General features: G+C 75.3%; 9 protein-coding genes. All 9 read left to right on the plus strand.

Annotated features, from left to right (window positions below; all coding sequences use genetic code 11):
* Window positions 1-36 precede the first annotated feature (36 nt).
* The 9 genes from G9272_RS14980 (at window position 37) to G9272_RS15020 (ending at window position 13819) form a co-directional block, all read left to right on the plus strand.
* Entirely contained in the window at window positions 37-1479 is a 1443-nt protein-coding gene (locus tag G9272_RS14980) for an acyl-CoA synthetase (protein WP_171397046.1), read from the plus strand.
* Complete coding sequence (locus G9272_RS14985) at window positions 1476-3041, plus strand: carboxyl transferase domain-containing protein (RefSeq protein ID WP_171397047.1); 1566 nt, start codon at window positions 1476-1478, stop codon at window positions 3039-3041. Before G9272_RS14980 ends, G9272_RS14985 begins: the two co-directional genes overlap by 4 nt.
* Before the next feature lie 83 nt (window positions 3042-3124).
* Window positions 3125-3451, plus strand: coding sequence for a CU044_2847 family protein (locus tag G9272_RS14990; protein WP_171397048.1), 327 nt, complete (start codon window positions 3125-3127; stop codon window positions 3449-3451).
* Window positions 3448-5175: a trypsin-like peptidase domain-containing protein gene (locus tag G9272_RS14995; RefSeq protein WP_171397049.1), complete on the plus strand. Its 1728-nt coding sequence runs from the start codon at window positions 3448-3450 to the stop codon at window positions 5173-5175. Before G9272_RS14990 ends, G9272_RS14995 begins: the two co-directional genes overlap by 4 nt.
* A gap of 68 nt (window positions 5176-5243) precedes the next feature.
* Complete coding sequence (locus G9272_RS15000; RefSeq protein WP_171397050.1) at window positions 5244-6272, plus strand: AAA family ATPase; 1029 nt, start codon at window positions 5244-5246, stop codon at window positions 6270-6272.
* A 19-nt stretch (window positions 6273-6291) separates the two neighbouring features.
* Window positions 6292-9600, plus strand: a complete 3309-nt coding sequence (locus tag G9272_RS15005) for an SAV_2336 N-terminal domain-related protein (protein ID WP_216377907.1) — start codon at window positions 6292-6294, stop codon at window positions 9598-9600.
* 129 nt (window positions 9601-9729) lie between these two features.
* A complete protein-coding gene (locus tag G9272_RS15010) occupies window positions 9730-11220 on the plus strand; it encodes an FAD-binding protein (RefSeq protein ID WP_171397052.1) in 1491 nt (496 codons plus the stop codon).
* 219 nt (window positions 11221-11439) lie between these two features.
* On the plus strand, window positions 11440-12477 hold the full coding sequence (locus tag G9272_RS15015; RefSeq protein ID WP_171397053.1) for a rod shape-determining protein: 1038 nt from the start codon (window positions 11440-11442) through the stop codon (window positions 12475-12477).
* Window positions 12478-12709: 232 nt separating this feature from the next.
* Window positions 12710-13819 (plus strand): beta-ketoacyl synthase N-terminal-like domain-containing protein, encoded by a 1110-nt coding sequence (locus G9272_RS15020; RefSeq protein ID WP_171397054.1) that lies wholly within the window; start codon window positions 12710-12712, stop codon window positions 13817-13819.
* Window positions 13820-13846: the final 27 nt, after the last annotated feature.

The following is a 13846-nucleotide window of genomic DNA, read 5'->3' on the forward strand; positions in this document are numbered from 1 at the left end:
TTGTTGTGTCCCGCAGCCACTCAAGGAGCCCGTTCCGTGTCCTCTCTCTTCCCGGCCCTGACGGACGATCCGTCCGGGCGCCCCGCCCTGCGGTTCGGCGAGCGTTCCCTGACGTACGCGCAGCTCGCCTCGGCGGCCGGTGCCGTCGGCGAACGGGTGCGGGGGGAGGGGAGGGTCGCCGTGTGGGCGACTCCGTCGCTGGAGACCGCCGTCGCGGTGGTGGGCGCGCTGCTCGCCGGGGTGGCCGCCGTGCCGCTGAACCCGAAGTCGGGCGACAAGGAGCTCGGGCACATTCTGGGCGACAGCGCGCCGCGGGTGGTGCTGGCGGCTCCGGGCGACGAACTGCCCGCCGCGCTACGGGAGCTGGAACGGATCGACGTCGACGGGCACGGTGTCGGGGCGCCGGTCGGGGTGCCCGTGGGTGACGATGACCCCGCCCTCGTCGTCTACACCTCCGGCACCACCGGGCCGCCCAAGGGCGCGGTGATCCCGCGTCGCGCGATCGCCACGACCCTGGACGCGCTCGCCGACGCCTGGCAGTGGACCGGTGAGGACGTCCTCGTGCACGGGCTGCCGCTGTTCCATGTGCACGGGCTGGTGCTGGGGATCCTCGGGCCGCTGCGGCGCGGCGGGTCCGTACGGCATCTCGGGCGGTTCGGCACGGAGGGCGTGACGCGGGAGCTGAGCACCGGGGCGAGCATGCTCTTCGGGGTGCCGACGATGTACCACCGCATCGCCGAGGCGCTGCCCGACGACCCCGCACTGGCCAAGGCGCTCGCCGGGGCGCGGCTGCTGGTGTCCGGTTCGGCCGCGCTGCCCGTGCACGACCACGAGCGGATCGCGGCCGCGACCGGGCGGCGGGTGATCGAGCGGTACGGGATGACGGAGACGCTGATGAACACCAGTGTCCGGGCGGACGGGGAGGCGCGGGCGGGGACCGTCGGGGTGCCGCTGCCCGGCGTGGAGCTGCGGCTGGTGGACGAGGACGGGTCGGCCGTCGAGGCGTACGACGGGGAGCGCGTCGGGGAGATCCAGGTGCGCGGGCCGAACCTGTTCACCGAGTACCTCAACCGGCCGGACGCGACAGCCGCCGCCTTCACCTCCGACGGCTGGTTCCGGACGGGTGATGTGGCCGTGCGCGATCCCGACGGCTATGTCCGGATCGTCGGGCGCAAGGCGACCGACCTCATCAAGAGCGGTGGGTACAAGATCGGGGCCGGTGAGATCGAGAACGCCCTGCTGGAGCATCCGGGGGTGCGCGAGGCCGCCGTCACCGGGGAGCCGGACGCGGACCTCGGGGAGCGGATCGTCGCGTGGGTCGTGCCGGCGGATCCCGGAGCCCCGCCGGCCGAGGGCGAGTTGGCCGACCATGTGGCCCGTCGGCTGGCGCCGCACAAGCGGCCCCGCGTGGTGCGCTACCTCGACGCGCTGCCCCGCAACGACATGGGGAAGATCATGAAGCGGGCGCTGCCCTCATGACGACGCGGCGGGCGAGCGCGCGCGAGATCATCGCCCTCGTCGCCGACGACTTCGACCGGTTCCCCGACCCGCCCGGCGGGGAGCGGGCGTCCGCTCCCGACGGGCCCCTCGGCTGGCCCGGCTACGACGCCTCGCGCGAGCGCGCCGTCCGGCGCACCGGTGAGTCGGAGTCCGTCGTCTGCGGCACGGCGAGCGTCCGGGGCACCCGGGCCGTGCTGATCGCCTTCGAGTTCGGCTTCCTGGGCGGTTCGCTGGGCGAGCGCACCGGTGACCGGCTGGAGGCGGCGTACACGTACGCCCGTGAACACCGGTTGCCGGTCGTGCCGTTGGTCGCCACGGGGGGCAGCCGGATGCAGGAGGGCATGCTCGCCCTCACCCAACTCCAGCGGGTGGCGCGGCAGTCGGCGCTCACCCGGGAGGCCGGGCTGCCGCAGATCGCGGTCCTGCGGGATCCGACGACCGGCGGGGGCTGGGCCACCCTGGGCGCGGGCGCCGACGTGGTGCTCGCGCTGCCGGACGCCCAGGTCGGTTTCGCGGGCTCGCGGGTCCGGCCGCCGGACGCCGACCCGGCCGCCTACACGGCTCGGGCCCAGGTCGCGGCGGGAGCGGCGGACGCGGTGGTGCCCCCGGCGGAGCTGCGGGACGTACTGGGCCGGTGGCTGCGGCTGTTGACCGACGGAACGCCGCGAGCGCATCGTCCGGCGGAGACCCCCGGCACCCCCGACGAGCCGGGCCCGGCACAGGAGGCGACGGCTCCCGGGGCCGATCCCCGACCGGAATCGCATCGCGAGGCCGCAGCACGGCAGGCCGAGACCCACGGCACCCCCGGCGGACCGGCCGCCGCCGAGACACGCGCCGTGCCCGGCGCGGGTGGCTCCCCGACCGAGCCCCCGCCGGGGTCGCTTCGCGAACCCGCGCCCGTTCCCGTCGCTCTCGGTGTCGCGGATCTGCCTCGCAGCGGGTGGGAGGCGGTTCGGCGGGCTCGGGCGGTGGAACGGCCGCGCGCCCGGGCCTACTTGGACGCCTACTTCACCCACCGTCTCGCGATCTCCGGGGACCGGTGCGGCGGCGTCGACCCGGACGGGATGCTGTGCGGCTTCGGCGTCCACCGGGGCCGTACGGTCGCCTACGCCGCCCAGACCGGGGCGGCGACCCGGCCCTCCGGGTACCGCACGGCCGCCCGGCTGATCCGCCTCGCGGACCGGCTCGGCATCCCGGTGCTGACCCTGGTGGACACCCCGGGCGCGGCCAACGACGCCGAGGCGGAACGGCAGGGGGCGGGCGCGGCGATCGCGGAGCTGTTCGGCGTGGTCGCCACCGCCCGCACGCCGATCACCACCCTGGTCATCGGCGAGGGCGGTTCCGGCGGCGCGCTGGCCCTGGCCGCGCCCGGCCGCACCTGGGCCACCCCGGACAGCTACTTCTCGGTCATCGCACCGGAGTCGGCGGCGGCGATCCTCAAGCGGCCCCCGGGGGAGGTGGAGGCGACGGCCGATCAACTCCGTATCCGGCCGCAGGACTTGGTGGAGCTGGGGGTGATCCGGATCACGGAGGCGCACTGAACGCAGGACAATCTCCAGTACCGTCCGTGACAATGGATGCGCGTAGAGCCGCAGGAGTACCGGAAAGGGGTTACGGGGGCACCGTGGACGGACTGGTGGAGTTCAGGACCGACGACGGTGCCGTGGTCGCCGTCGAGGCGGTCACGGAGGCGCGGCCCGGTTCCCGGCTGGTGGCCCGCGACGGGACGGTCCAGGCGGCCCGCACCTTCGAGGGCGCCCTGGAAGGCGTGCGCGCGGCCGCCGAGTCCGCGCTGCGGGTGTTCCGCGACGGGACGTTACGGCCCGACGGGGTGGAGATCGAGTTCGGTGTGAAGCTGTCGGCGGAGACCGGCGCGATCATCGCCAAGGGCACGGCGGAGGGCCACCTCGTCGTGCGGCTGACCTGGTCGCCCGCCTCCCCCACCGTATGAACAGCGCCGAATGGCACGCCCGGATCGAGAGCGCGGGCCAGGTGGCGGGCGCGGGCTTCCTCGTCACCCCGCGGCGGGTGCTGACCTGCGCCCATGTCGTGCGGCAGGCCGACCCGGACGCTCTGACGGTGACCTTCACCGAACGCCCCGGCGCCCCCGCCGTACCGGCCCGGGTGGTCGCCGACGGCGGCTGGGGCGGCGGCACCACCGACCTCGGCGACCTGGCCGTCCTGGAGCTGGCGCACGAGGTGCCGATCGCCCCGGCCGCGCTGGCCCCCGTGGACGCCGCCCACGACCGGCGGCCCGACCGGCCCCGCAAGCTCGTCGTCTACGGCTTCCCGGTCGGTTTCGACGAGGGCACCCTCGCCGAGTACCGCATCACCGCCACCCAGTTGCTCAACCGCGAGTGGATCCAGCTGGAGGCCTGGCAGCCCGGCGGCCAGCCGCTCGCCCCGGGGTTCAGCGGGGCCGCGGTCACCCTCGTGGACACCGGTGAGGTCGTCGGCATGGTCACCGCGGCCGCCGGTGACCGGGGTGTGCACAACGGGCGGATGATGCCCACCGAGGTCATGGCCCGCTACTGGCCCGATCTGGAGGGCCTGGTCCCCACCTCCGACCACCGCACCGCCGACCGCGCCCGGCTGCGCGAGCTGGTCGAACGCGCCGTCCGCGCGGGCCTGGACGGCGATCCGGGGCGGCGCGTGCGGCTCTACGAGTCCGCGCGGGGCCCGCTGGACCCGGACGCGCCCGAGGAGGGGTTCGACTCGCTGTGGTCGGCGGCCCTGTTCGTGCTGTGCGAGGTCGACGGCGCCGACGCGGCGGTCACCGTCGCGCGCTTCACCGCCCATGTGGAGGCGCTGTTCCAGGCGCCGGTCGAGACGGCCGCCGAGACGGCCGCGGCACCCGACTGGTCGCCCATCCTCGTCGACCTCCAGCACAGCGGCGCGGGCGACGGACACGTCCGCGTCGAGGTGTCCGCGTACAGCGGGGGCCGCCGGCATCCGGTCGGCTCCGGCACCGTCCCGCGGGCCGGGTTGCGCGCCTTCGTGCAGGACCGGATCGAGGCCGCCTTCCGGTATCTGACGCCCGGCTGCGACGAGTTGCTCGCGTTCGCGCTGCCCCGCGACTGGATCGACCTGCCCGTCGACCGCTGGGCGAGCACGCCCGACGACGACACACCGCTCGGCTGTGTGTATCCGCTCGTCGTCACCGACCAGGCGCGCCGCCGGGCGGGTGTCCGGCACCAGCTGACCCGGGTGTGGAACCGGCTCGACGCGACGCCCGGCGCCCGGGTGCACCGGGTCGAGTGCGGCAGCCCCGAGGAACCCCGCCGGCTCCGGGTGCGGCTGCGCCGGGACGACGCCTGTCTCGCCGGCTTCGCGACCGCCCCGGCCGCGTCCCACACCCGCCCGCACTTCGACACCTCGCTCAACGCGCCCGCCCCGATGGTCATCTGGTCGCGTGAGGGCTGCGCCGGCGGTCCCGACGCGTCCTGCGCCGGCGGGGACGGCTGCGCGGGCAAGACGTTCCTGGACGAGCTCGACACCAGTGTGTCGGGCGTATCGCCCGCCGAACTCCCGCGCCGGGTACTGGCGCTGCGCGAGGAGGCCGACGCGGAGGACGGCCACTGGGCGCACGACATCCAGCTGCTGTGGGACGACCCGCGCCTCTTCGCCGACCCGCACGGCGACGCGGCCGGCCACCCCCACTCCCCCGTGACCTGAGCCGCGTCCGCCCCCGCCACCGCCCCCGCCACCGAGCCGCACGAGTCACACCAGAGTTTCGGAGAACCATGCCGCACTGGTCCGTCTACACCGGGAACAGCGAGCCGCACGACGGCATCGACCGGCTGCCCGCGCCGCCGCCCTGGCGGGCGTTCGACGGCGAACCCGTCGTGCCGCCGCCCCGGGACGCCGACGACGAGGCGGCCGTCTCCCCCGACCGCGTCCACCGCGCCCGCTCGTACGTCGCCACCCCGGAGAGCGTAGAACTCGTCAACGCGGCCCTGGTGCTGCGCCGCCCGCTGCTGGTCACCGGTCCACCGGGCACCGGCAAGTCCTCCCTGGCGTACGCGGTGGCGCGCGAGCTGGGTCTCGGCCCGGTGCTGCGCTGGAACATCACCAGCCGCTCCACGCTGGCCGACGGCCTCTACCAGTACGACCCGCTGTCCCGGCTGTACGCCGCCCGGCAGGCGGCGTTGCGTGAACGGGACGGGGACGCCGGGGGCGGGGTCGAGGACCATCTGCGCCTCGGCCCCCTCGGCACGGCCCTGCTGCCCTACGAGCGCCCCCGCGCGCTCCTCGTCGACGAGGTCGACAAGAGCGACCTCGACCTGCCCAACGACCTGCTGAACGTCCTGGAGGAGGGCCAGTACGAGATCCCCGAACTCATGCGCGCGGCCCGGCACTCCGCCGAGGACGTCACCGCCGGGGTCCTGGCCGACGGCTCGGACGACCCGGTCGCCGTCACCCGGGGCCGGGTGCGCTGCCGCGCCTTCCCGTTCGTCGTCCTGACCAGCAACGGCGAGCGTGAGTTCCCGCCCGCCTTCCTGCGCCGCTGTGTCCGGCTGAAGCTGCGCCGCCCCGGCCGCGAACAGCTCACCGAGATCGTCCGGGCCCACCTCGACACCCCGCCGGGCGAGGCGGAACACCTCATCGACCGCTTCCTGACCCGCGCCGCCGACGGCGAACTCGCCACCGACCAGCTGCTGAACGCGCTCTACCTCACCGGAGTCGCCGGTCTGGACGCCGCCTCCCGCGACGCACTGGCGGAGCGACTGATGCCGTACCTCAGCGCCACGGCGGACGGCGATGGCTTCTGAGGAGACACCGGGGGGTGACATGTCCGCCCTGGACCGGCTGACCGCGCTGCTGACGGCCGCGGCGGACACCACGCCCACCCCCCGCGAGCTGGCCGAACTGCTGTGGCTCGCCGGGCTGTCGAGCGACCCGGAGGAGCCGTCGGAACCGATACAGCCGGCAGCGCCGGACGCGGCGGCCGCGCAGGCCGATCGGGACACCGGCGGTACGCCTGACGACGCGGCCGGCAGCACGCCCGACAGCGCGGCCGACCGTACGGCCGGGAGTGCGTCGCCCAAGTCCGCGCCCGCCGACCCGGCCGACCGTGTCCCCCTCCACCTCCCCACGCCCGCGCCGGCCGCCGGTTCCGGTGGCGACGCCGGTGGCGGCGGCGCCGGGAGCCGTCCCGTCCTCGCGCCCGCGCCCGCGATGCTCCCGCACCCCCTCGCCCTCCAGCGGGCCCTGCGCCCGCTGAAGCGCACGGTGCCCTCGGCGCGCGCCCGCCTCCTCGACGAGCGGGCGACGGCCGACCGCATCGCGCGGCTGGGCGCCCACCCGGACGTCTGGCTGCCCGTGCTGCGTCCCGCGCGCGACCGCTGGCTGCGGCTCAACCTCGTCCACGACACCGGCCCGACGATGCCGGTCTGGCGGCCCCTGGTCCGTGAACTGCACACCGTCCTCGCCCAGTCGGGCGTCTTCCGGACGGTCACCTCGCACCCGGCCACGCCCGACGGCGAGGCCCGGCAGGTGCCCGCCCCGGCGGACGGCCGGACGGTCACCCTGATCGTGAGCGACTGCATGGGCCCGCAATGGCGCCCCGGCCCGGCGGGCGAGCGCTGGTACCGGACCCTGCGGCACTGGGCGACCCGGATGCCGCTGGCCGTCGTACAGCCGCTCCCGGAGCACCTGTGGCCCACGACGGCCCTCCCGGCCGAGCCGGGTCTGCTCTTCTCCGCGACCCGGGCGGCCCCGCTCTCCGCGCTCACGTTCACGCCGTACGACCCGGAGACCGCGCCCCGGCCCGGCGCGGCCCTCCCGCTCCCCGTCCTGGAGCCGGGCGCGCCCTGGCTGGCCAACTGGGCGGCGCTGGTCGCGAGTCCGGGCGGGGCGCACACCCCGGGTGCGGTGGCCTGGCTGCCGCCGGCGCCCGTCCCGCCCGGGTCCGCCGGGCCGGAGGCCGCCGACCCGGCCTCCCTGCCCGCCCAGGACCTGGTGCTGCGTTTCCGCGCCACCGCCTCCCGGGAGGCCTTCCGGCTGGCCGGCCACCTGGCTCTGGCCGTCCCCTCGGTTCCGGTGATGCGCCTCGTCCAACGTGCCGTGAACCGCGACCCGCGCCCCCAGCACCTGGCCGAGGTGATCCTCAGCGGCATGCTGACCACCGTCCCGGGTCCGCCCGGCTCGTACGACTTCCGCCCCGGCGTACGCGACCTGCTGCTGCGTACCCTGCCGCGCACGACACGCGGCCGCACCCGCGAACTCCTGGACCGGATCGGCGGGTTGATCGACGAACGGGCGGGCCGCACGACGGGCGGGTTCCGCGCGGAGGCGGGCGGGGCCGACGGCACGGCCGGTGCGTTCGCGACGGTGAGCGCGGAGACGGTACGCAGGCTGGGCGGGGGCGTCGAGGAACCCCCGCGACAGCCCGCCGGGACGGCCACCCTGCTCTTCGAGACCGCCACCGACCTCACCGCCCGCCCCGAAACCCGTATCACCCTCGAATACGCCGTCCACGAGGTCCTCGCCCGTGGCGATCTCACGCCCCAGCAGTACGAGGTCCACGTACGCGCGAACGGGTACGTCGTCCGGATCCAGCCCGAGGCGTATCTCCTCCCGGTGCTGGCCGCCGCCCTGCGCTGGCTCCCCGGCCCGCTCGCCGAGCCGGCCGAACAGCCGCGTCTGCGGGTGACGTTCCAGGACGGGCCCGAGTCCCCCGCGCCCCCGCAGGGCGCCGCCCCCGTCCTCCTCACCGTCCCCCCGGCCCTCTACGCGGCCTTCGCCGACAGCTCCGCCGCCTCCGGCCCGCACCGCTTCCGGCCCCTGTTCGGCGACGCCCCGGACGCCCCGCCGCTCGCCTGGTACTGCCCGCTGCCACCGGAGGAGGGCACGGCGGACCCGGCGGACGACCGGAACGGCGGCCGGAACCTGGTGCGCGGCCCTTTCCTCACCCGCGACCTCCGCCAGCTGGGCATCCCCGCGCCCGGCCGCACCGCGATCGTGCACACCCGTCCCGACAGCCCGCTCACCCTCCTCGACCCCGTCCTGCCCTACGGGGGCCGCCCGCCGCGTCCGGCGACGTACTACGAGGTCGACCTGACCCCGCAGCACGCCGTCGACCGGATCTCCCTGCCGAGCTCCGGGAAGGGCGTCTTCACCGCCGCCGTCGAGCTGACCTGGCGGGTCGACGACCCGGTGGCGTTCGTGCGGGCGGAGACCGCGGGCGTGCCCGAGCGGCTGCTGGCGCATCTGCTGGCAGCGGGCTCGCGCATCACCCGCCACCACTCCGTCCGCCGGGCGGCCGGCGCGCAGCGGGCCGTCAACTCCCAGCTCGGCAGGTGGCCGGTGCCAGGTCTGGCGGTGACCTGCGCGGTCACGCTCGCGCCGGACTACGCCCCGCCCCCCGAGGTGCGCCGGCCGGCCGGCCGCTCCGCACGCCCGCTCCAGGACCTGCTCGCCGACGCCGAGACCGTGCTGTTCGGCTTCGACGGCCCGCTGACCCGGCTGTTCACGGCGACGACCGCCCGTGCGGCCGCCCTCGACCTGCTCGGCGTCGTCGCCGAACACCGCGACCCCGAGGACGCGCTGGCGGGCCGTCCGCTGGGCGACCCGGGCGCCACGGGCCGGGAGCTGTTCGTGCACCCGCTGGACGTGCTGCGGGCCTTCGCCCAGGACCGGCTGGGCCCTCTGCTGCGGGACCGTCTCGACCGGCTGGAGCTGAGCGCCGTACCGGACGCGCCCACGACGCACCACTCCGTCGTCCTCGTCCGCACCCTCCACGACACCGGGCGCCGGGTCGGGGTGGCCACGGACGTCTGTGAAGCGGCCGTCCACCGCTACCTGGAGTCCTACCGGCTTCCGCTGCCGGCCGGCGTCCACGGCCGCGACGACGACCTCGGCCGGCTCACGCCGAATCCGCACCGTCTGCTGCACGCCCTGCGGCCGCTCGACGCGCCCGCCGCCACCGGCGTCCTGATCGGCTCCACGCTCGCCGAGCTCGCCGCCGCCCGGGCGGCGGGTGTGCGCTTCCTCGGCCTCGCGCGCAATCCCACCGTCGAGCAGGCGCTGCACGGGGCGGGCTGTGACGCGGTGGTCACCTCCCTCACCCCGGTGCTGGAAGCGGCCCGCGCGCTGTAGCGCCGGCCGAACCGGGCGATGCACCGTCACGGGCGGCGGTACCGACGAATCTCGACACGGGGCGTGGCCAACTGACCTACGCTGACGGGGATTTGACGATCTCATGGAGATTTCTGGGGGGAAATACGCATGTCCATCACACCGTCAAGACGTACCGTCCTGCGCGGACTCACGGTCACCGGAGCCGCGGTGATCGGCTTCGATCCCGGCGCCCGCAGCTGGGCCGCGACCACGGCCGAGGCGGACTCCGAGGCCGTCACCGAACTGGCCAGGGTTCCCCGGCTGGACGGCACGCTCGTCACGGACGACCTCACACTCACGGCGGCGGCCGACGACTACGGACACATCGTGCACCGGCGCCCGTCGGCGGTCCTGCGCCCGGGCTCGGTCCGTGACGTCGTCGCCATGGTCCGCTTCTGCAACGACCACTGTCTGCCGGTCGCGCCGCGCGGCCAGGGACACGCCCCGTTCGGTCAGGCGCAGGTGGAAGGCGGTCTGGTCATCGAGACCGCGACACTCGCGGACATCGGCCCGCTGGGCCCCGACAGCACCACCGTCACCGTCGGCGCGGGCGCCAGGTGGAGCACGGTCGCCCAGGCCACGCTCGCGCACGGCCTCACCCCGCCCGTCTTCACCGACTACCTCGAGCTCTCCGTCGGCGGCACCCTGTCGGTGGGCGGTCTGGGCGGCCAGGCCCACCGGTACGGCGCCCAGGTCGACAACGTGACCGAACTGCGGGTCGTCACCGGGGCGGGCGAGCTGGTGCGCTGTTCCCCGTCCCGGCGCGCCGACCTCTTCCACGCCGTCCTGGCCGGCCTCGGCCAGTGCGCCGTCATCGTCGAGGCCACCCTGCGCCTGGTCCCCGCACCCGAGACCGTACGGCGCTACCAGCTGACCTACGACGACCTGGCGGTCTTCCTCGACGACCAGCGCCTCCTGGTCCAGGACGGCCGTTTCGACTACGTCGAGGGACAGGTCCACGCGGACGCCGCCGGAGCGTTCGGGGTCTACGTCCTGGAGGCGGTGGCCTACGGTCCGCCGGTGGGGCCCGCGCCGGACGACACGGCGCTGCTGCGCGGTCTGCGCCACGACCCCGCGAGCGCCCAGTCCACCGACCAGCCCTACTACGACTTCCTCGACCGGCTGGCCCCCGTCATCGCCGCCATGAAGGCGGCCGGCATCTGGACGTACGCCCACCCCTGGCTCAACCTCATGCTGCCCGGCGCCTCCGCCGCGGCCCTCGGCGCGCGGATCCTGGGCGGGCTCACCCCGGCCGACGCGGGCCCCGGGGCCGTCATCCTCTTCTACCCCCTGCGCGGCGACCGCCTCACCACCCCGCTGCTGCGTACCTCCGACGACGCCGTGTCGTACCTCTTCGACGTGCTGAGCGCCGCTCCGCCGGACGACACCGCCGCCGTCGACCGTCTCCTGGCGACCAACCGCGCCGCCTACGAGGCCACCGCCGCGGCCGGCGGCACCCACTACCCCGTCGGCAGCATCCCCTTCACGCCCGCCGACTGGCGCACCCACTTCGGCCCGGCCTGGCCGGCACTGGAGTCGGCGAAGCGGACGTACGACCCGCAAGGGATCCTCGTCCCGGGTCAGGGCATCTTCGGCTGATCCGGCCGCGCGCCTCCCCGGCCTGACTGTATTTCATACTTACGTTGGGCAGGTGAGACAAAACCCCCATACGGGCGCGCCTCGCCCGGCCCACCAGAACAGGCGGCCCCCTCCCCGCCCGCGCACTATGCGAAGGAGGCCGACCGCCCGGCGGCCCACACGCGAGGGGCCCTCCGGCCCGGCGAGCCCCCACGGTCTGTGCTCTCGGGAGGATCTGCCATGACCGCCAGTCTGGAGCAGCTGCGCCGCTGCCACTTCGCCGTCGACCTGGGAGCGGCGCGGACGCGGGTGTACGTGAAGGGGGCCGGGCTCGTCGTCGACCAGCCGTCGGCCGCCGCGGTGAACACCCGCACGGGCGCCCTGATCGCGGTCGGCGAGTTCGCAGAGAAGATGACCGGGCGCACGCCGCACTACATCCGCGTCGTGCGCCCGGTCTCCGGCGGCACGGTCGTCGACATCGAGATGGCGCAGCGCATGCTGCGCCATCTCCTCGGCGACAAGATCCGCCGCCAGCTGCGCCGCAAGCCGTTCCTGCGTGCCGCCGCCTGCACCCCGCACGACGCCGACCCGCTCGCCCAGCGCGCCGCGATCGAGACCCTGGTGGGCCTCGGCGCCCGCCGCGTGGAACTCGTCGACACCCTGATCGCCGCCGCCGTCGGCTGCGGGCTGCCCGTCGAACGCCCCGAGGCCACCATGATCATGGTGTGCGGGGCGGCCGCCACCCAGGTCGCCGTACTCTCCCTCGGCTCGATCGTGACCGCAGAGCGGATCCCGGTGGGCGGTGAGGCCGTGGACCACGCGATCGTCCAGCACCTGCGCCACGAGCACGAGTTGATGCTGCCCAGCCAGTCCGTCCGGCCCTTGCAGGTCGCCCTCTCCGGCAACGGCCTCACCTCGCAGGGCCCCGCGTCCACCGAGATCCACGGGCGGGACGTCGCCACCGGCCTCGCCCGTTCCGTGCAGGTCGACACCGCGGCCGTACGGGACGCCATCGAGACCCCGCTGACCGCCGTGCTCGACGGCATCGGCAGGGTGCTGCGCGAGTGCCCGCCCGACCTGGTCGCCGACCTCGCCGACCGCGGGATCATGATGGTCGGCGGTTCCGCCCTGCTGCCGGGCTTCGACCAGATGCTGCGTCAGGCCACCGGGATGCCGGTGCACATCGCGGATCGGCCCGACATCTGCGCCGCGCAGGGCCTGGGCGCCATGCTGGAGGGCAAGATCGAGCCGCTGACCCTGGACCCGCTGGGCGCCTGAGCCCGGGGACCGGCCGCCGCGGGCGCCGGTGTGAGCGCGGCCTGCGTCCCTTGCCACCCCAGAACTCCTTCGTTAAAATACGATTGCTGTATGCAAATAGAATTTCGATCGGCACATCGCGGTTACGCGGGTCACGCGGAGCTTCGCTCAGAGCGTTTATCGGAACACCGGGGGGATTTAATTGGGGGGTTTCCGCAGAGCCGACCGCGATCGGACCGTGTGCATCACCGGAATGAGCTGGACCACAGCACTGGGTGACGGTCTCGACGAGGTGTGGCAGCAGCTGACGAGCGGCCGCGTCGGCATCCGGGAGTCGGCGGGTGACGGCCGTCCGCCCGCCGCCCTCCTGACGGACGGCGGACCGTCCGGACCTCCGTCCGAGCGGCAGATCTCGCTCGCCGTGACCACCGCGTCCGCCGCCCTGCGCGACGCCGACTGCCCGGCCGGGGACGTCGAGACGCTGGTGCTCGGCAGCAGCCTCGGCCCGCACCTGGACGACGCCGCCGAGACCTCGCCGCACACCCTGACGTCCGCCGTCGCCGACCGGCTGGGGGTGGCCGGGTCCGCCTCGGTGAGCACCGCCTGCTCCTCCGGCGCCGACGCCGTCCTGGCCGGCGCGGCCCTGCTCACCGGCGGCGAGGCGGAACGCTGTCTGTGCGGCGGCATCGACCTGCTCACCGACGGCAAGCTCCTCGGACACCGGGCGCTCGGCACCCTCGCGGCGTCCGGCACCGTCCGCCCCTTCGACATCGACCGCGACGGCACCCTCTTCGGCGAGGGCGCCGGCTTCCTGCTGCTGGAGACCCGGGCCGCGGCCACGGCGCGCGGCGCCCGGATCCTGGGCGAGCTGCGCGGCTGGGGCGCGTCCAACGACGGCACAGGGCCGACCGCCCCCGACGAGACCGGGGCCGGCGCGGTCCTCGCCGTGCGGCGCGCCCTGGCCAGGGCCGGGGCCGACGCCCGGGACATCGCGGTGATCAACGCCCACGGCACCGGCACCCGCGCCAACGACACGGCGGAGGCGGCCTGCTACAGCAGCGTCTTCGGCCCGGAGTCGGAGGCGGTCGTGTTCGCCACCAAGCCGGCCTTCGGCCACACCCTCGGCGCCACCGGCGCCCTGGAGGCCATCGCCACGCTCCTCGCACTGCGGCACGGCACCGTGCCCCCGCTCCCGCACACCCGCAAGGTCATGCCGGAACTGGCCCTGCCGCTGGCCGCGGACGGCCCCCGGGAGTTCACCGGCTCCCTCGGCATCAGCCTCACCCTCGGCTTCGGCGGCTTCAACACCTGCCTGCTGCTGGCGGCTGCCGAGCCGCGGACCGCGGTCGGGGGCGCCGCGTGAACCCGGCCCAGTGGTGCCCCGCGGGAG

The organism is Streptomyces asoensis, from assembly GCF_013085465.1.
Taxonomy (GTDB): Bacteria; Actinomycetota; Actinomycetes; order Streptomycetales; family Streptomycetaceae; genus Streptomyces; species Streptomyces cacaoi_A.